This window comes from Myceligenerans salitolerans (genome assembly GCF_017349295.1).
GTDB classification, from domain to species: domain Bacteria; phylum Actinomycetota; class Actinomycetes; order Actinomycetales; family Cellulomonadaceae; genus Myceligenerans; species Myceligenerans salitolerans.
Map to the genome: position 1 here is coordinate 231,275 of NZ_JAFMPK010000048.1, position 18,754 is coordinate 250,028.

At 71.3% G+C, this 18,754-nt stretch carries 13 protein-coding genes; 2 read left to right on the plus strand and 11 right to left on the minus strand.

Annotated elements, in window-relative coordinates:
• Positions 1–8: 8 nt before the first annotated feature.
• Positions 9–2,621, minus strand: coding sequence for a hypothetical protein (locus tag J0911_RS19065; RefSeq protein WP_207277067.1), 2,613 nt, complete (start codon positions 2,619–2,621; stop codon positions 9–11).
• A gap of 361 nt (positions 2,622–2,982) precedes the next feature.
• Between J0911_RS19065 and J0911_RS19070 the strand changes: the two genes are divergently transcribed.
• Positions 2,983–3,255 carry a hypothetical protein gene (locus J0911_RS19070; RefSeq protein WP_207277068.1) on the plus strand — a complete coding sequence of 91 codons (273 nt, stop codon included), beginning with the start codon at positions 2,983–2,985 and terminating at the stop codon, positions 3,253–3,255.
• A gap of 12 nt (positions 3,256–3,267) precedes the next feature.
• On the opposite strand, the gene J0911_RS19075 is transcribed toward J0911_RS19070, so the two are convergent.
• From J0911_RS19075 to J0911_RS19105, 7 genes are all read right to left on the minus strand, one after another.
• Positions 3,268–4,467: a dipeptidase gene (locus J0911_RS19075; RefSeq protein ID WP_207277069.1), complete on the minus strand. Its 1,200-nt coding sequence runs from the start codon at positions 4,465–4,467 to the stop codon at positions 3,268–3,270.
• Between the two features lie 142 nt (positions 4,468–4,609).
• The gene (locus tag J0911_RS19080) at positions 4,610–4,969 is read right to left on the minus strand and encodes an RNA-binding S4 domain-containing protein (protein ID WP_207277070.1); all 360 of its coding nucleotides are present in this window, start codon (positions 4,967–4,969) and stop codon (positions 4,610–4,612) included.
• 85 nt (positions 4,970–5,054) lie between these two features.
• Complete coding sequence (locus J0911_RS19085) at positions 5,055–8,156, minus strand: S8 family serine peptidase (protein ID WP_207277071.1); 3,102 nt, start codon at positions 8,154–8,156, stop codon at positions 5,055–5,057.
• Positions 8,157–8,501: 345 nt separating this feature from the next.
• On the minus strand, positions 8,502–10,967 hold the full coding sequence (locus J0911_RS19090; protein WP_207277072.1) for a beta-xylosidase/alpha-l-arabinosidase: 2,466 nt from the start codon (positions 10,965–10,967) through the stop codon (positions 8,502–8,504).
• A 57-nt stretch (positions 10,968–11,024) separates the two neighbouring features.
• Positions 11,025–11,906, minus strand: a complete 882-nt coding sequence (locus J0911_RS19095; protein ID WP_242637002.1) for a carbohydrate ABC transporter permease — start codon at positions 11,904–11,906, stop codon at positions 11,025–11,027.
• A 3-nt stretch (positions 11,907–11,909) separates the two neighbouring features.
• Positions 11,910–12,932, minus strand: coding sequence for a carbohydrate ABC transporter permease (locus tag J0911_RS19100; protein ID WP_207277073.1), 1,023 nt, complete (start codon positions 12,930–12,932; stop codon positions 11,910–11,912).
• 5 nt (positions 12,933–12,937) lie between these two features.
• Positions 12,938–14,245 carry an extracellular solute-binding protein gene (locus J0911_RS19105; RefSeq protein ID WP_207277074.1) on the minus strand — a complete coding sequence of 436 codons (1,308 nt, stop codon included), beginning with the start codon at positions 14,243–14,245 and terminating at the stop codon, positions 12,938–12,940.
• A gap of 307 nt (positions 14,246–14,552) precedes the next feature.
• Here J0911_RS19105 and J0911_RS19110 point away from each other — a divergent pair, with 307 nt between their 5' ends.
• Positions 14,553–15,560, plus strand: a complete 1,008-nt coding sequence (locus tag J0911_RS19110; RefSeq protein ID WP_207277113.1) for a LacI family DNA-binding transcriptional regulator — start codon at positions 14,553–14,555, stop codon at positions 15,558–15,560.
• 19 nt (positions 15,561–15,579) lie between these two features.
• Here the strand turns inward: J0911_RS19110 and J0911_RS19115 are convergent, their stop codons facing one another.
• The 3 genes from J0911_RS19115 to J0911_RS19125 form a co-directional block, all read right to left on the minus strand.
• On the minus strand, positions 15,580–15,768 hold the full coding sequence (locus tag J0911_RS19115) for a hypothetical protein (RefSeq protein ID WP_207277075.1): 189 nt from the start codon (positions 15,766–15,768) through the stop codon (positions 15,580–15,582).
• A 106-nt stretch (positions 15,769–15,874) separates the two neighbouring features.
• Positions 15,875–18,178, minus strand: coding sequence for a glycoside hydrolase family 3 C-terminal domain-containing protein (locus J0911_RS19120; RefSeq protein ID WP_207277076.1), 2,304 nt, complete (start codon positions 18,176–18,178; stop codon positions 15,875–15,877).
• Positions 18,179–18,202: 24 nt separating this feature from the next.
• Positions 18,203–18,745: a GNAT family N-acetyltransferase gene (locus J0911_RS19125; protein WP_207277077.1), complete on the minus strand. Its 543-nt coding sequence runs from the start codon at positions 18,743–18,745 to the stop codon at positions 18,203–18,205.
• Positions 18,746–18,754 lie beyond the last annotated feature (9 nt).

Here is an 18,754-nt window from a genome sequence, read left to right on the forward strand (position 1 = left end):
GCGAAGTACTACGACGGCGGGGGCACCGGCCCCTGTCCGCCGTCGTCGGAGGTGGTGCCTTCCGCCCGATCGCCGTCAGGACCGTCGCCGGCCGGTGCCTCGTCGTCGGGAGTACCGCCGTCGGCCGGAGCGTCCTCGGCCGAAGCGTCGCCGGCCGGAGCACCCGCAGCCGAAGCGTCGCCGGCCGGAGCACCCCCAGCCGTGGCGTCGTCGGCCGGACCGTCGTCGCCCGGTGACCCGCCGGCGGCGGCGCGGCCGTCGGCGGCGCTGTCATCCGGGTCGGTGGCGGCCTGCCGCGGTTCGTCCGGCTCGGTGTCCCAGGGGCCGGTCGGCGGCGGCAGCTTGTGCGGCGGCAGCGGGGGCACGGCTTCCGTCGCACCGGGCCCGCCCGGCCGCGAAGCCGGCGCAGGAGCTTCCTCGGAACTCGTCGACGGCTGCGACGACCCGTCGCCAGGCTGCTCGGCCCGGTCGGACAACCACTGCTCCACCTGGTCGGACACTCCTGCCTCCGCCGGTAGGTCCGGCGTCGCGGGCGCCGGGGCCGTCCGGCGCCGTCGTCGGGCACGGATCACCAGCCAGGCCACGAGGAGCACGACACCGAGGACGAGCACGACCAGGAGGATGCCGACCCAACGAGCGAGGTCGACGAGCTGTGAGACGTGTGCGGCGCCCTCGGCGGCGGCGTCGACGTCACCTTCGTCGAGGTCCTGGACCGCGAGGTCGGCGGCGTCCGCGGTGAACAGCATGGTCTCCGCCAGCTCGGTGACCGGGTCGCGTTCCGCGTCGGCGCGCCGCACGGCCTCGCTGACCTGTTCGGTCACGTCCGCGGTGCGGGGCATCGTCTCGGTGAGCTCGGTGTAGTCGAGTCCGCTGCCGGCCTTCTCGTACGCGTCGCGCGCGGCCGACGGGTCGGGGAACCCTGCCGCGGCGGCGGCCTCCTGGATGCGGCGCGCCGCCTCGGGGACGTCGTCACCGATCGCCTCGCGCGCCTCGGCGGCGCGGTCGAACTCCCACTGCGTCATCCGGACGCGTACGCCCTGCGGGGGCTCCCATTCGCCGTCGGCCTCGTCGAGGGCGAAGTAGTGCTCGCGCTCCTCGGCGCGCTTGGGCAGCTCCTTCTTCTCCTTCTCGGTGAGCACCCAGGTCTTCAGCGTCTTCTGGGCGCCCTCGACCCCGGCGCGGTCCTCGAGCAGGTCGAGCAGCTGGCGCCAGCCGGGCGACTTCCAGACGTGCTTGTCACCGGGCTCCTCGTAGGCGGACTGACCTTCCAGCAGGGCCGCGACGAGGTCGGTGAACTGCTTGTCGTCGAGGTCCGCGACGAGCTTCTCGACGGTCGCCGGCGCCGCCGCGTAGGCGTAGTCCTCCGTGGGGCGGTCGACGTCCCTGAAGTCCTGCGCGGGGTGCTCCCAGGTGCTCAGCGCGAGGGCGCCGTCGGCGTCCCGGGTGGTCTTCCTCCGGTCGACCTTGCCGCCGGTCTCCTTCACGACCCGCCGGGCGATGGTCTCGGTGAGCCCTTCGACGAGCCACCGGCCCTCGAGGGTCTCGCCGTTCACCCAGGTGTGGGTCAGTTCGTGGTAGAAGAGTTGCTCGTCGAGGTCCTCCCCGATGACGATCTCCTCCGTCTGACCGTCGTACCAGGCGTAGCCGATGACCTCCGGCGAGACGTCCTCGCGGATCTGCTTGAGGCCGCCGGGCCAGTCCTGGCCCACCATGTCCTCCACGACGGGCAGTCCGTCGGTGAGCCGCTTCTTGACGAACGTCGTCCACTTCTTGTCGTCCGGGAAGCTGAGCAGGGTCAGCTTCTCCCCGCCGACCTTCACCTGGGTGGTGTCGGCCTGGTCGGGGTTGCGCAGCGAGACGGGGGACCAGATGCCGTACTCGTCCGTCACCGCGCTGGTGGACCAGGTTCTGCGGCCGTCGGCCTTCTCCTCGCTGAACTCGCCGACCATGTTCGTGAACTCCATCGCCTCCGGCGCGACGACCTCCACGCTCACCGAGCCGGGGTCGCCGACCGCCTGGGTCGCGAAGGTGGCGTAGCCCTTGCCCACGCGGGTGTACCCCTCGGACCGGATCGGGTCGCCCGGGATCGTGTAGCTCCAGTCGATGGTGCGGCTCTGCCCGTAGCGCAAGTTCGAGAACGAGGCGGTCGCCCAGTTCGTGAACTCGTCCTCCGTGGGTTCGAAGCGCACGGACAGCGACTGGCCGGCGCTCGTCGCGGTGACGTTCTGCGCTCCCTTGGGCACGGGCACGCCGTAGGAGTTCCAGAAGAAGTACATGAGGCCCTGGTCCGGCTTCAGGTTCCGGATGGTGGTGCGGACCGTCACCTTCACCGTCTCGCTGCCTCCGTCGTACACGTACCGGCTGTGCGACGACTCGGCCAGCCCGTCGGCGATCAGCGCGGGCAGCCGGGCACCGGCCACCGGGGCGCCCAGCGGTGCGGTGGCCGTGCCCCGCGGCGCGGCCGAGGCCATGGACTCCCTGCGGTCCGAGGGGTCCGAGTGGTCCACTGCGACGGCCACTGGTGCGTCCTGCGCGGCCGCGGCCGGTACCGCGGCCGGTACCGCGGCCGGTGCTACGACGGCTGTCCCGTAGACGACGGCGGCGGCCAGTGTGCGGGCCACCGCCTTCCTCGCCGCGAACGCGAATCTGTTGGTGCCCTGACCCATCTGCGGTTGCCCACCCGTCCTCATGTTTCCGCCGCCTCGCCGCGTGTCGGCCGGGCGGTCGGCATGAAGACTTGCCGTCAGGGCTCGTCCGGGTCAAGCGAGATTGGGGGCATCCCGGGTGAAATCACGAGATTTCACCCGCTTGCTCCCGTGGTGGGGTGCGGTGAACCTTGCGCGCGCAGCCCTCCAAGGCAACGGATGTCGCCGTCGGCAGGCGCCGCGCCACAAGGTGCGATACACAAGTGCCACGGTCGGACGCGCGCAGGGGGCGCGTCGGGTCGGGCACCCAAGCAACCGCTGTCACCAGGGGGTTCACATGGCAAGCGTCCAGGGCAGTTCGTTGTCGATCGCTCTCCTCACCGCGCTGCTCGACCCTGAGGAGGACGGGCTGCGCTCGCCGCTGGTCCAGGAGCTTCTCGACGAGGCGCTCACCACGCGGGGAGAGGCGCGCGACGTGATGGTCGCCCTGCTCGCGGCCTCCGGCTCGATGCTCGGGCAGATCAGCGAGCGCAACGGCGACACCCCGCTGGACTCCTTGCAGAAGGTGGCGCTCGGCTTTCAGCGCAAGGTCGTCGAACTGGGATCCTGAGGCCCGGGCCCGTCAGTTCCGGTCGAACCTGGCGGTGCCCGGCGGCCGCTCCGCCGCCAGTCGTGCCGCCACTCGCTCCGCGCCGCGTAGCACGCGGAGCATGTTGCCGCTGGCCAGCTTGGCGAGGTCGTCGTCGGACCAGCCGCGGTCCGCGAGCGCGGCGAGCAGGTTGGGGTAGCCGGACACGTCGTCGAGTCCGGGGGCGAACCCGCTGGCGCCGTCGTAGTCGCCGCCGAGGCCCACGTGATCGATCCCCGCGACGTCGCGGACGTGCTCGATGTGCGCGACCACGTCCTCCAGGCTGGTCGGAGGAACGGGGTGGTCCGCTTCCCACTGCTCGGTGAACGCGCGGAACGCGGTGTAGTTCGACGGGTCGACGCCGCGTGCCCGGGCGGCCTCCGCGGCGTCGGCGCGCCACGACCCGATGTCGGGGGTCACGAAGGCGGGCACGAACGTGACCATGCACAGCCCCCCGTTGCCGCGGAGACGCGCCAGGACGTCGTCGGGCACGTTGCGCGGAACGTTGCAGACGGCGCGGGCCGAGCTGTGGGAGAACATGACGGGCGCCTCGGTGACGTCCAGTGCGGCGTCCATCGTCGCCACGGAGACGTGCGAGAGGTCCACGAGCATCCCCAGCCGGTTCATCTCACGCACCACCTCGACGCCGAACTCACTGAGACCACCGTGCGCGGACGGCTGGTCGGTGGCGGAGTCGGCCCACGGGTTGTTGTGGTTGTGCGTCAGGGTGAGGTACCGCACGCCGAGGCCGTACAGCATGCGCAGGGTGCCGAGCGAGGAGTCGATGGACTGGCCGCCCTCGGCGCCCATCAGCGAGGCGATACGGCCGGCGGCCCAGGCCTTCTCCACGTCGTCGGCGGTCAGGGTGAGCGCGAACGTGTCGGGCCAGGTCTCCACCATGCGTCTCACGGCGTCGATCTGTTCGAGCGTCGCGGTGACCGCCGCGCTGCCGGGCAGGTCCGACGGCGCGTACACCGACCAGAACTGCGCCCCCACCCCGCCGGCCCGGAGGCGGGCGATGTCGGTGTGGGTACGCCCGGCCGTCCCGGCCTCGATGTCGAGCGCGGACCAGTCGTAGCCCGCCTGCTCGCGCGCCTCCCAGGCCAGATCGTTGTGACCGTCCCAGACAGGGTGGCGGTCCAGCAGTGCGGCGATACGGTCGGTGGTGTCCGACGACGGCGTGGGCGCGGGCATGACTTCACGCTACCGGAGGTGCGGTCGGGATCGGTGCCGACCAGGAGCGGCACAGGGACGCCGCCGGCCTGACCGGTGCCGGCCTCGGCGGCCGGGCCGGACAAGGGGGGCGCGACCACCCCCGCACGGCCCACGCCGGGATCTACCCCCGGCGTCCGCGCAGGCGGTCGATCTCGCGGCGTTCGCGCTTGGTGGGGCGGCCGGTGCCGCGGTCGCGCACCCCGACCGCCTCCCGCTCGACACGGGTCGGCAGCGGCTCGCTGTGATCCAGGTAGGCCTTCACCGCCAAAGGCGCGCCGACGCGCTTGGGCAGGAGCTCCACCACCTCGACGTCGCGCCCGCGCAGCGGGTCCCGCCAGGTCACGCGGTCTCCCACGGCGACCTGCGACGCCGGCTTGGCAGGCTTCCCGTTAACCCGTACCCGGCCCGCCCGGCACGCGGCGGCCGACACGGAGCGGCTCTTGAACAGCCGGACGGCCCACAACCACACATCGACTCGCATCACCCCATCTTCCCCCGAACGACGGCTGCCGGGGCAGAGAGTTCGCGGTGGAACTCCCTGCCCCGGCGGGACGGCGCGGGTGAGATCAGCTCACGCGCTTCCAACTGCAGCCGGCCGTCTCGAACGCGCGGGCGCCCGACGGGATCGTGACGGTCATCGGCTCGGTGGCGGTCCCCGACCGGATGACGTGCGCACCGCTGCGGTTACCCGTGGTCTCGTCGAGGATCGCGTAGTAGCAGGGCGAACCACCGTCGACGGACGGGCCCGCCGTCACGTACGTGCCGCGCTGGAGCTGGTCGCCCAGGATCCAGACGCCGTTCGACCAGGTGGTGCTCCGGGCCTTGACCATCCCCGGGTAGTACTTGGTCCAGGTGCCGCAGCCCTCGGACCAGAAGGCCCAGTCGCTGGACTTCACCGTGGCGACCCGCGGGCCGGAACCGTAGTCCACGCCGAGCCGGTTCGTCTCGGACGCCCACCGCTCCCACGTGCAGAGCGACGACCCCGCCTTGGCGGTGTAGGTGCCGCCCGGGACCCCGGTCCAGCCGCCTTCGGGCAGCGTGACGCTCGAGGGCACGACCCGGCTCGTCTGCACGCTCATACGAGGCGTCGTCGCGTAGCCCGAGCGGCGTGCCGTCACCTGCACGGAGATGCGCTTCTTGTACTGCGCGCCCTTGAGCTTGAGGGACTTGCCCGTGGCGCCTGCGATCGGCTCGCCATCGGCGAACCACTGGTAGGACAGACGCGAAGGACCGGGCTTCCAGGTGCCGGGCTTGGCGGTCAGCTTTCCGCCGACGTTCAGGGTGCCGGACATGCCCGGCCGGGACGTCGTCGTGAACTCCTTGCCGATCACCAGACCCTTGCTGGTGCGCCACCAGCTCTTGAAGCCGGTGCGGTAGCCCTTGACCGTGACGGTGAGGGTCTTGCCCTTGTACTTCGACGGCACCTTGTACTTGGCGCTCGTCGCGCCGCTGATCTTGGTGCCGTTCACCTTCCACTGGTACGTGGTCCGGCTGCGTCCGGGCGTCCACTGCGGTGCGATGGCCTTGACGGTCCTGCCCACCGCGGGAGTCCCCTGGATGCGCGGGCTCGACCCCGAGAAGACGCCGGAGGCGACCGTCTTGCCGCCCACCGTCTTCTTCACCGTGTCGTAGCCCTTGCGCTTCGCGGTGAGGGTCACCGTGAGCTTCGCACCCCGCTTGGACGCCGTGGGCTTGTAGGTGAATCCGGTGGCTCCGGAGATCGCCGTGCCGTTGGCCTTCCACTGGTACGTGAACTGCGTCCCCGACGGCCATGCGGTCCCGGACTTCGCCATGACCACGTTGCCGACACGCACGGTTCCGCTGATCCAGCCGCCACCGCTCATCGTCGTGTTCGCCACCGGAGCCGTCGGCGCACTGGTCCGCGTGGTCGGCAGGCGCCCCTCGGCGGTTCCGAGCACGGACACCGTGATCTCCGCCCCGGCATCGGCCGGCTGCACCTTGTACGTGCTGTTCGTCGCGCCCGAGATCATCGTGCCGTCCCGGCGCCACTGGTGCTCCAGGTCGGCGGCCGGGGACCACGCGGCGCCGTCGGCCACCGCCGTCAGCGTCTGACCGACCTTGGCCGTCCCGGTCACCGACGGCTGCTGCGTCGCGTCGAACTCCATCGACTGCGCCAGTTCGTAGGCGGCCAGGACGTCGAGGCGGCCCTCACCGTAGACGTTGTTGTCGTCGGCCGTGCCGCCGCACTCGAGGGCGGCGGTACCACCGACGTCGACGGCCGAGTCGTCGAGGATCGCGCGCGTCTCCTGGACGTCGCCGACCAGCGCCGGGACGGCACTCCACAGCAGCGCCACCGCGCCCGCCACGTGCGGGGTCGCCATGGAGGTCCCCGACAGCTGTTCGAGCCTGGCGCGGCCGGGAACGGCCGAGAGCACGCCGACGCCGGGCGCGGTGATGTCCGGCTTCACGGCTCCGCTCTGGCCGGGTCCCCGGGACGAGAACGCGGCGACGGTACCGTTCGCGCGCGTCGCGCCCACCGAGTACGTGGCCGCCCGGGAACCCGGGGAGCCGGAGCTCTCGCACCCGAGCTCACCCTCGTTGCCGTTGGCGTACGCCGCGAAGATCCCGGCAGCCTCCCAGGCTCCGACGACGTCCTCCATGAACGGGTCGGTCGAGAGCGCCAGGCCCCAGGAGTTGTTCACGACGTGCGGCCGCTTCGCCGGATCGGCACCCGAGCCGTCCCAGCGGGTCGGCGCGAGGATCCACTGCCCGGACCTGATAAGAGCGGCATCGGAGCACAGGTCCGCGCACCCGTTCGTCGCGATCCACTGCGCGTCCGGGGCCACGCCGAAGGAGTACTCGTCGCCGCTCGACGCCGACGTGCCGACCCCGCCCACCATCGTGCCCATGGTGTGGGTGCCGTGGCCGTTGTCGTCGTGAGGATAGTTCCGCCCGGTCCCGGCAGCGTCGTACCAGTTGTAGTCGTGACCCGAGGTCGCACCGCGGTACGCGGCGGCAACGCTCGTGTTCGTCCGGTCCACGCCGGAGTCGATGTTGGACACCACGATGCCCTCGCCGGTGGCGCCGAGCGCCCAGACGTCGTCCGCGTTGATGGCGTCGATGCCCGAGGTCGGCGACCCTGCCGCGGCGGCGCCCTCCTCGGCGGTCACCTCGAGCGGCTCCGGCAGGGCGTACCGGACCGTGGGGCGCACCTGCGTCACCTCCGCGTTCGCCGCCAGCTCGGTCGCCAGGTCGAGGGAGCCGTCCTCCACGAGGATGGCGTTCGACGCCCAGTAGCTCTCGTACGAGACGCCGGCCCGCTCCAGGTCCGCGATCGCCGCCGCCTGCGAGTCCTCGGCCGCGGCCTGCAGCGTCTCGGTGACGTAGCGGCCGCGCTCGGCCCAGTCGCTGATCTCTGCCGCGGCGGACAGGTCGGGCACCTCACCGAACCGTAGCCAGAAGTCGGTGGTGCCCCGCGCGTCGAGCTTCGTGCGCGCGGCGGCGGTGATCTTCTCCTCCGGCCGCACCGCGCTCGACACCGCGCGGGTCATGGGCCGCAGACCGCTGTCGGAAGCGGCCTGGTCACCGCTGCGGAAGGTACGGGCAGTGGTCTGCCCGGCGTCGTCGTCGGGCACGAGGGCTGCCGCGGTCCCTGGGGTACCCAGGAACGCGACGGCGGCCGCGGACGCGACCACACGCGTGAACATGGAAGGCATGGAATCTCCGGGGGTGCTGAGTGTGCCCGCATTCGGGCACGCCCGCCCGCCGAATGTGGCGGGAGGAGGCGCTCGGAGTGTATCCATATCGACCGACATCCAAGACATCATTCGCGCGACTTCACCCTCTGGGTGAAAAACCAGGTACCGATCCCGGTCAAACCCCGGGCTTCCTACCGGCCGGAAGAGTCACGGAAGATCCGAGTCCCGGTAATCCCGCTTCCCGTGAAACAGCGGAGCGCCGTGCCGGTGAGAAGAATTCACCGGCACGGCGCCGGCATCAATGCCGGAGCATTGATGCCATTCCCGCGGGCCGGGCCGAATCCCCGGGCCCGGTCAGGATTTCGCGACGGTCGCGGTGACCCAGCGGCGATCCGCCGTCGTCACCTCGTGCGTCGCGCCGGTCACGCGTACCGTCCGGCGGGCGCCGGTCACCGCGTGGCCGTTGCCCGAGCCCGCGTCGCCTTCCACCGGTGCGGGCGAGCCGGCCGACCGGCCCTCGCCGTTCGACGCCTTGGCGTCGTCGGTGTCCGCGATGCCCTCGGCGACCACCCTGACGACGCTGTCACCCGCGCTGGCGCCCACCCACACCTCGACGTCGCCGGGTTCGACGATCCGTGTCAGCTTCCGGTCCGAGAACGCGAACCGCTGCGTCGGCACGTCGAACGTCACGGTCGCCGTCTCCCCGGGTGCGAGCGTCACCCGCTCGTAGCCCAGGAGCTGCACCGTGGGCCGAGCGACCGACGCCACCACGTCGTGGCCGTAGAGCTGCACGACGTCGGCCCCGGGGACCTTCCCCGTGTTGGTGACACGGACGACGGCGCGGAACGACGCGCCCGCCGCGACCTCGGCGTCCACCGCGACGAGCTCCCGCGCGAAGGTCGTGTAGGACAGGCCGAACCCGAAGGGCCGCGCAGGCGTCGGGTCGGTGCTCGTGACCTCCGACGGACCACCCAGGATGGGGTGCTGGTAGGCGTACGGCTGCGACCCGGAGCTCCGTGGAACCGACACGGGGAGACGACCGGACGGATTGACCCTTCCGGACACCACCCGGGCGACGGCGGTGCCGCCCTCCTCCCCGGGAAAGAACGCCTGCAGCACGGCCGCCGGGCGCGGTCCGGTGCCGTCGAGCGCCCAGCCGATCGCGTACGGGCGCCCGGTCAGCAGCACCATGACGACGGGCCGGCCCGTCGCGCTGATGGCCTCGACCAGCTCACGCTGCACGCCGGGCAGTTCGAGCGACTCGCTGTCGTTGCCCTCCCCCACCGTTCCGCGGCCGAAGAGGCCCGCCTGGTCGCCGACCACCACGACGGCGACGTCCGCGGCCTCGGCGGCGGCGACCGCGTCCGCGAAGCCGGAGGTGTCGGACCCCTCGACCTCGCAGCCGGCCGTGTACGTCAGCTCGGCCCCGGAGAGTTCGCCACGCAGCGCCTCGACGACGGACGGGATCTCGAAACCGATATCCACCTCGTCGTGGTGAGCGAGCACGTGGTTGGCGAAGGAGTAGCAGCCCATGAGGGCCTCCGGCCGGTCGGCGTTCGGCCCGATCACGGCGACCCGGCGTGGCGCCGTGCCGTCGGGCCGGAGCAGCGGCAGGACTCCGTCGTTCGACAGGAGCACCACGGACTCCTCCGCGAGCCGGCGGGCGATGTCGCGGTGCCCCGGCGGGTCGAGATCGATTTCCGTGGGCGGGTCGCCCTCGAAGGCGTCGGGGTCGAGGAGGCCCAGCTCCTCCTTCTGTGCCAGGACCCGCAGCACGGCACGGTCCACGTACGCCTCGTCGTACTCGCCCGAGCGGATCCGCTCGGCGAGCGGTGCGAGGAAGGCGTCACCCGAGGGCAGCTCCACGTCGATTCCCGCGGTGAGAGCCTGGGCGGCGGCGTCACCACGGTCCACGGCGACGGCGTGCATCACGGTCAGGAACGCCACGGCGAAGTAGTCGGAGACGACGACGCCCGTGAATCCCCACTCCTCGCGCAGCAGCGTCGTGAAGTAGTCCTCGTTCGCGGCCACCGGCACACCGTCGACGTCCGTGTAGGAGTTCATGACCGACCGCACGCCACCGTCCAGCACCGCCATCTCGAACGGCGGCAGATAGGTGTCGGCGATCTCCCGGGGCCCCGCGCTCACGGGGGCGTGGTTGCGGCCGGCCTTGGATCCCGAGTAGCCCACGAAGTGCTTCAGCGTGGCGTGCACACCCGCGTCCTGCAGACCACGGACGTACGACGTGCCGATGGTGCCCACCACGTACGGGTCCTCGGCGATGCACTCGTCGACCCGCCCCCACCGGGGGTCGCGGACGACGTCGAGCACGGGCGCCAGCCCCTGGTGGACGCCGAGCGCGGACATGGAGGTACCGATCGCCCGGCCCATCTCCTCCACCAGCCCCGGATCGAACGACGCGCCCCAGGCCAGCGGTGTGGGAAACGTCGCGGCCTGCCAGGCGGCGAGACCGGTGAGGCACTCCTCGTGGACGATGGCCGGGATGCCGAGCCGGGTCTCCCGCTTCAGGCGACGCTGCTCCTCCCACAGCCACGCGGCGCGCTCCGCGGGGTCGACCGGCCGGGTGCCGTACACGCGCGTGTAGTGCCCCAGGCCGTGCTTGGTGACCTCGGCGAGCTCGCCGGACGCCCGTCCCCCACCCATCTCACCCTGCATGGGCGCGACGACGTTACCGCCCTGGTCCAGCCAGTACCCGACGATCTGGGCCAGCTTCTCCTCGAGGGTCATCCGCGCGAGCAGGTCGTGCACGCGCTCCGACACCTCGGGCATCGCCGGCAGGGCAACTTCGAGATCCGTCATCGGACCGTCCTTTCTGAAAAAGCTGGGTGCTGTCCGCGCTTCGCGACTCGGCCGTCGTCAGCCCTTCACGGCACCCTGGAGTCCGTTGACGATCCGCTTCTGCATCGCCAGGAAGAAGATGAGCGCGGGAATCATCGCGAGGGAGGTGAAGGCGAAGACGCCCGCGGTGTCGGAGGCGTGCTCCGACGAGAAGTCCGCGACGCCGAGGGGCAAGGTCTTCATGTCGCCCTGCAGCAGGAGCAGCGGCAGGAGATACGCGTTCCACGACCCGACGAAGGCGAGCACGCCGACAGTGACCATCCCCGGCCCGGACAGCGGGATGAGGATCCGCCAGAAGAAGCCGATCCGGCTCGTGCCGTCGAGCATGGCGGCCTCCTCCAGTTCCTTGGGCAGGGCCATGAGGAACGGCCGCAGGATCACCACGGTCATCGGCAGCGCGAACGCGGCCTGCGGCAGCGCGACGCCGATCCAGGTGTTGCCGAGCTGGAGGTTCTGCGTGATGAGGATGAACAGCGGCACGATCGCGACGGTGGCCGGGAACAGCAGGCCGATCACGAACACCATGAACAGTCCTTCGCGGCCCTTGAACTCGTAGCGAGCCAGGGGGTAGGCGGCCATGACGCCGAACACCACCACGACCGCCGTCGTGATCAGCGAGACGCCCGTGGAGTTCCACGTGTACTGCCAGAACGTCGGGTTGGTCAGCACGCCGATGTAGTTGTCCAGCACCCAGGGCTCGGGCAGGCCGGCGGGTGTCCGGGCAAGCTGGGCGTTGGTGCGGAACCCGCCCAGCACCCCGTAGATGACGGGCCCGAGCGTGATCGCGACGACCACCAGCGCGATGCCGTACACGACCACGTTCGTCGGGCGGAAGGCTCCCGGACGCCGCTGCCGCGTCGTGGGTGCCAGAGAGAGATCGTTCATCGCCTGAGCGCTCATCGGTCACTTCCTCCCGGTCTCGGGCCGCGTGTCACGGCGCAGGATCAACTGCTGATAGAGCACCGCCATGAACAGCGCGATGACGAACAGCACCACGGAGGCGGCACCGGCGATCCCGAAGTTGCTCCGCTGGGTTCCCTCGTTGACCAGGAACGTGGCCATGGTGCTCGTGGCGTTCGCGGGTCCGCCGCGGGTCAGGATCCACACCATGTCGAACAGCTGGAGCGACCCGATCATCGACAGGAAGCCCCAGGTGCGCAGGGTGGGGCCGAGCAGCGGGATCGTGATCTTGCGCTGCACCTGCCACCACGTCGCGCCGTCGAGCTGCGCCGCCTCGTACAGTTCCTCGGGCACGCCCTGCAGGCCGGCGAGGAAGAGGATCACGGCCAGGCCGAGGTACTTCCAGGTGAGCACCACCATGACGGTCCCCAGGGCGAGGTCCGTGTCACCCAGCCAGCCCTGGTCCGGGCCTTCCAGCCCGACCGCACCGAGGATCGCGTCGATGACGCCGTACTGCGGCTGCAGCAGCTGCAGCCAGATCACGCCGGCGACCACCTCGGCGAGCACGTACGGCACGAAGATGATCGTGCGCAGCGCGCTCTGCCCCCACATCCGGCGGTTCAGGAGCAGCGCGATCGCCAGGCCCAGGGGGAGCTGGATCAGGATCGACAGGAAGACGATCACCAGGTTGTGGACCACCGCGCCGGTGAACACGTCGCTCGTCAGCACGGACACGTAGTTCTGGAGACCGACGAAGTCGACGAGCGGCCCGATCCCCTTCCACCTGAAGAGCGACATCTGCACGGCCGTCGCGATCGGCACGATCACGAACAGCCCGAAGAGCGCCAGGGCGGGCGCCACGAAGAAGAAGATCTCGAGGCGCTTGCGCAGTTGCGAGTTCATCCCGCGGCGTCCGCCCCGCGCAGAGGCCGCCGGCCGCACCTGCGAGGTGCGGCCGGCGGCGCCCTGCACGGGCGACGTCGCAGGCGAGGCGGCCACGTCCGACGTGGTCACGTCGTCTGCCACGTCACTCACTCCGACTCGGCTGCCGACTGGATCGCGTCGACGATGTCCTGAGGACCGGCCTCACCGGCGAACATGAGACCGATCGCGTCGTTCATCGCGCCACCCACGGACTGCCCCAGGCGGGTGTCCAGGTAGAGCTGGGTGTTGCCACCACCGTCCCGGACGGGGATGAGCTGAGCCAGCGCCTCGTCGGCGACGTGGTCCGTCGCCGCCGGGTTGGTCGGCAGGCCCATGTCGCGCTCGGCGAAGCCCTGCTGCGCCTCGTCGGACAGGAGGAACTTGGCGAAGTCGACCGCGGCGTCGGGCGCACCCGCCGACACGGACCAGGCGTCACCGCCACCCATCTGGTCGGCCGGGTCGCCGGCCTGGCCCTCGAAGGTCGGGAACGCGAACCAGCCGAGGAAGTCCGGCACCTGCTCGTCCTCGGTCAGACCGCCGGCCACGCCGGGCTCCCAGTGCCCGGCCAGCTCCATGGCCACCTTCTCGGTCGCCAGGAGACCGGAGGCCGACGTCGGCCCCTCCTGCGCGCCCGTGGCGAGGAAGCCCTTGTTGAACGGGTCCTTCGCGATGATGTCCTCGACGTTCTCACCCGCCTTGATGAAGCACGGGTCGGAGTAGTCCTTGTTCTCGATCGCGCTCTCGACGGTCTCGAACGGGCACTCGCGGACCACGGAGTAGTACCAGTAGTGCGCCGCGGGCCACAGGTCCTTGGCACCGACGGAGATCGGCGTGATCCCGGCGGCGTCGAGCTTCTCGACGTACCCGTAGAACTCCTCGATGGTGGGGCTCGGGCTGACCTCGTCGATCCCTGCCTCCGCGAAGAGGTCCTGGTTGTACCAGAAGCCGACGATGCCCATCGAGTAGGGCAGCGCGTAAACCTTTTCGTCAACCGTGTACTGGCCCGTGAAGGCAGAGATCTTCGAGATCTCGTCCGCGGCGTCCTCCGTGAGGTCGCGGACCACACCGGTCTCGACCTCGGTCTGCAGCTCGCCGCCACCGCGGCTCATGTAGACGTCCGGAATCTGCTCGTCGTTGCCGGACTGGAACGCTGCCTGCAACTTGGTCAGCATGTCCTCGTGCTGCATCGCACTCACCTCGACCGTGACACCGGTCTCGGCCTCGAAGTCGGCGGCGAGCTGGTCGTAGTACTCCTTGCCCTCACCGGTGTTCGAGTTGTGCCACCAGGTGATGGTGTCGGCGTCGGCGTCGGTACTGCCGCCACCACCACCGCCTTGGCCGGCACAGGCGGCCGCGAGCAACGCGACGGCCGAGCCCAGCGCGATCACGGCCGCGCTTCGCTTCGTCCTCGTCATGGTTCTGAACCCCTTGGTCTTCTTCGACGGAGTCGACAGGAAGTATCTGTCAGCGACGACAGTGGCACGTGACACAGTGGTTGGTCAAACGTTGTCGATATCGATTTCGAAACAACCGAACCTGGGCGCGTGGCATCCCCGTAGTCAAGGTAGTGTCTCCTTCGTGCAGAGCGGTGCGAATTTTCCCGGTAGAACCGGGACGGAAGACGGCGACGAGGTGGGGGCGACGACGTCGTCGCCCCAGGTCCCGCCGTCGGACGACCAGCCCCAGGCCGGCCCTGAGGGCGCCGCCGTCCGGGTCGGCCGCGTGACGATCACCGACGTCGCGCGGGCCGCCGGCGTGTCCGTCGCGACGGTGTCCAAGGTGGTCAACGGACGCTACGGCGTGGCGCAGACGACGGCGAGCCGCGTCCTCGAGGTCGTCGACCAGCTCGGCTACGAGTCGTCGCTCGTCGCCCGGAGCCTCCGCCGCCGGCGCACGAACGTCATCGGCGTGCTCGTCGCCGAGTTCGAGCCCTTCAGCACGGAGCTGCTCAAGGCGATCTCCAAGGCCGTCGAGGGTACCGGCTACGAACTGCTGGCCTACTCCGGCGGCGGTGACACCTCCGACCGCGTCGGCTGGGAGCGCCGCTCCCTGTCACGCCTCGGCGGCACGCTGATCGACGGTGCCGTGATCGTCACGCCCACGGTCCAGGTCCCGACCGACGACGGCGTTCCCGTGGTCGCCATCGACCCGCACACCGGTCCCACCGGACCTGCCACCGTGGACTCCGACAGCCTCGCCGGGGCGCGCATGGCGACCGAACACCTCATCGGGCTCGGCCACACCCGCATCGGCCATCTCGGTGGACGCCGGGACCTGGAGTCCGCGCGGCTGCGCGAACTGGGATACCGCCAGGCGATGAGCGACGCCGGGCTCACGGTGGACCCGAGCCTGGTGCTCACCGGCGGGTACCGTCCCGACCTGTCCGACCGGCCCACGCACGAGCTGCTCGACCGGCCCGACCGGCCGACCGCCGTCTTCGCCGCGAACGACCTGTCGGCGCTCCATGTCGTGGAGGTCGCCCGTGAGCTCGGCCTCCGGGTTCCGGAGGACCTCTCGGTGGTCGGGTACGACGACGTCCCGGAGGCCGCGGCCGCGCAGCCACCGCTGACCACCGTCGCCCAGCCGCTGCGGGACATGGGCGCGGAGGCGTTGCGCATGGTCATCTCCCTGATCGAGAGCGACGCGCCGCGCACCGGCCAGGGACACCACACGCGCCTGCCCACCCGCCTCGTGGAACGCGCCAGCACGGCGCCGCCGGCGACGGCCTGATCTCCGGGCCGCACGCGTCTCACCGCCCGAACGGCACCAGCTCACCGATGGTCGGCACGCCGCCGGGAAACTCCCCCGGCGCGTCGCGGAAGTCCGTCCCGGAAGGGTTCACCAGGATCATCGCCGCGATTCCGGCGAGGAGGACGAGGACGACGCGCAGGAGCATCCGCCGCGATCGCGGGCGAGCTCGTTGCTCGTGATGCAGCACGGTCAGCCTCCCAGGGGCAACACACGCGACGGCAGCGCTCACCCGCACGACATCTCGGGCACGGCACTGTGCTCGGCGCACCGTAGCAACTCCGACCGGTCCCGCGTCAACGCGATCCGTGCCTGCGGCGCGCCGAGATCGATCCCAGGACCTTCGCGGCCGTTCGCCTGATCCGGCCCGCCGATCCGTCGGACAGCGCGATCAGCTCCGCGAGCTGCTTCTCGCTCACGCCGGCGTCCGGGACGAACGGCAACCGGCCCACCGGGGTCGCGAGCGCCATCTCCCGCACGTCCTCGTCCATGATCTCGAGCGCCCCGGCGATGAGCGGACCCACCATCGGGTCGGCGAGCGCCTCGCGCACCGTGGACTCCGCGGTGAGGGGGCGCGCGGCGTCGGTGCCGGGAAGCTGGACGTCGCCCGCGACGCGCAGGTCGCGGCTCGAGGCGCCGACCTCGACGCGCCACGTGCCGCCCTCGGTGATCCAGCCGTCCTCTCGTACGCTCCAGTGCGCCAGGTCGGACACGGGCACGGTCAGTTCGACGCGGCGGGACGCGCCGGCCTCCAGCTCGACGACGTCGAACGCGGCGAGCACGCGTGGCGGACGCGCCACGGCCGAGGTGTCACGCCCGACGTAGCACTGCACCACCTCACGGCCGGGCACGTCACCCGTGTTGGCGACGGTCAGGGTCACCCGTAGCTCGTCCTCGGCGGCCGCGACGGTGAGGTCCGAGTAGCCGAAGGTGGTGTAGGACAGGCCGTGCCCGAACGGGAAGGTGACGTCGAGGTCGCGGGCGTCGTACCAGCGGTGGCCCACGAACACGCCTTCGGTGTAGCGCACGTGGAGGTCCTCGCCGGGGAAGTCGAGGTAGGACGGGTTGTCGGCGAGGCGATGCGGGATGGTCTCGGACAGCCGGCCGGACGGGTTGACGCGGCCGGTGAGCACGTCGGCGGTGGCGGGTCCGCCGGCCTGTCCCAGGAGCCAGCCCTCGACCAGTGCCGGAACGCGGTCCGCGAACGGGAGCCGGACGACGGAGCCGTTGGACAGCACGACGACGACGCGTGGGTTCACGTCGAGCACGGACTCGAGCAGGTCGACCTGGACGGCGGGCAGATCGATGTGGGTACGGTCGCGCCCCTCGGCCTCGGCGTCGCCTGGCAGGCCCGCGAAGAAGACCACGACGTCGGCGTCGCTCGCCTCGGCGACGGCCTCCGCCGCGAGCGCCGTGTCGTCGCCGGCCTCGCGCCCGAGAGCGTATCCGGGAGCGAACGAGAGGTCGGGGAAGTCCGCGGTCAGAGCGGTGAGGGCGTCGTCCAGCCGGGTGGGCACCACCTGGGACGATCCCGCCCCCTGGTACCGGGGTGTGCGGGCGAGCTCGCCGACGACGGCGACCCGGGCGTCCTGGGCGAGCGGGAGCAACGGCACGGGGGCGTCCCCGCCGGGGCCGGCGACGGGCTCGTTGCGCAGGAGCACGATCGCGCGTGCGGCCGCCTCCCGTGCCAGCTCGTGGTGGTCGACGAGGTCCGTGGCGTCGGCCGGGGGCTGCGCTTCCCCGGCCCGCCGGGACAGGGCGACGACGCGTTCGGCCGCGCGGTCGACGTCCTCCTCGGTGAGTTCGCCGGATTTCACCGCGTCGACGAGCTGCCGGACGCGTGCCTCACCGGGCGCCGGCATCTCGAGGTCGAGTCCGGCGCGCAGCGCGGCAGGACGGTCGTGGACGGCGAGCCAGTCGGACAGGACGAGCCCGTCGAACCCCCATTCGCGGCGCAGCACGTCGGTGAGCAGACGCGGGTCCTCGCCGACGTAGGTGCCGTTGACGCGGTTGTAGGAGCTCATCACGGTCCAGGGCCGTGCCTCGGTGACCACGTGCTGGAACGGCCTCAGGTGGACCTCGCGGAGCGTGCGCTCGTCGATGTCGGCGGAGACGCGGAACCGCTCGGTCTCCTGGTCGTTGGCGGCGAAGTGCTTGACGCACGCGCCGACGCCGGCGGACTGGATGCCCCGCACGAGAGCGGCGGCGACGCGTCCGGCGTGCAACGGGTCCTCGGAGACGTACTCGAAGTTACGGCCGCAGAGCGGTGAGCGCTTGATGTTGACGCCAGGTCCGAGCACGACGCCGACGCCCCGCTCGGCCGCCTCGGCACCGATCGCGGCGCCGACCCGCTCCGCCAGGCCGACGTCGAACGTGGCGCCCAGCGCCACCGCGGGCGGGAAGCAGGTGGCGGGATCGGCGCCGGAGATGGCGCCGTTCGCCGGGTCGAGCCGTCGCACGCCGTGCGGCCCGTCGGCGAGGAAGACGGCAGGCACCTCGGGCAGGTCCGCGGTGGTCCAGTACGACGCCCCACCGACGAGTCGAACCTTCTGCTCCAGGGTGAGGCGTCGGACGACGTCGGCTGGGGTGGCGGAAGTCATGCCCGCATCATCGCACCCGTGGCGTCACAGGGTGCGCGCCATCTCCAGCTCCGGGCCCATCGCGCCGGTGAAGGTGGTACCGGTCGGGGCGAAGCCGAGCCGCCGGTAGGCCGCTTGGGCGCGCGGGTTGTCCTGGTGCACGTACAGCCGGGCGTGACGCAGCTCGTGCTCGCGCGCCCAGCCGAGCACGGCGTCGAACAGGCGATCGACGAGTCCGCCGCCGCGGTGCTCGGGCGCGACGTACACGCCGACGACGTGGACGCCGTCGTGCTCGATCGGAAGCTGCGCGAAGTCCGGTTCCCCGGCGTGCTCGACGAGCCCGACGGCGGTGCCCGCCCAGTGCCCGTCGTCGGACACGGCGACGAACTGCCGGGCGCGGGCGTCGGGTCCGGCATCGACGGAGGAGGTGCGTGCGCGGTCGATCCAGAACTCGTCGGGGTAGGCGGACTCCGTCTCGTGCGTGGCGAGGAAGGCGACGGGCGCCAGATCGTCCCGCAGGGCACGCATACGCAGTTCTCGGATCTCGCGCCACTGCGCGGCGCGAACGGGACGGATCTCGTGGGGCATGCGGAAATC

Coding starts and splice junctions, on each gene's coding strand:
- J0911_RS19070 (WP_207277068.1), top strand. CDS start 2,983: ATGGCAAGCGTCCAGGGCAGTTCGTTGTCGATCGCTCTCCTCACCGCG.
- J0911_RS19075 (WP_207277069.1), bottom strand. CDS start 4,467: ATGCCCGCGCCCACGCCGTCGTCGGACACCACCGACCGTATCGCCGCA.
- J0911_RS19080 (WP_207277070.1), bottom strand. CDS start 4,969: ATGCGAGTCGATGTGTGGTTGTGGGCCGTCCGGCTGTTCAAGAGCCGC.
- J0911_RS19085 (WP_207277071.1), bottom strand. CDS start 8,156: ATGTTCACGCGTGTGGTCGCGTCCGCGGCCGCCGTCGCGTTCCTGGGT.
- J0911_RS19090 (WP_207277072.1), bottom strand. CDS start 10,967: ATGACGGATCTCGAAGTTGCCCTGCCGGCGATGCCCGAGGTGTCGGAG.
- J0911_RS19095 (WP_242637002.1), bottom strand. CDS start 11,906: ATGAGCGCTCAGGCGATGAACGATCTCTCTCTGGCACCCACGACGCGG.
- J0911_RS19105 (WP_207277074.1), bottom strand. CDS start 14,245: ATGACGAGGACGAAGCGAAGCGCGGCCGTGATCGCGCTGGGCTCGGCC.
- J0911_RS19120 (WP_207277076.1), bottom strand. CDS start 18,178: ATGACTTCCGCCACCCCAGCCGACGTCGTCCGACGCCTCACCCTGGAG.
- J0911_RS19125 (WP_207277077.1), bottom strand. CDS start 18,745: ATGCCCCACGAGATCCGTCCCGTTCGCGCCGCGCAGTGGCGCGAGATC.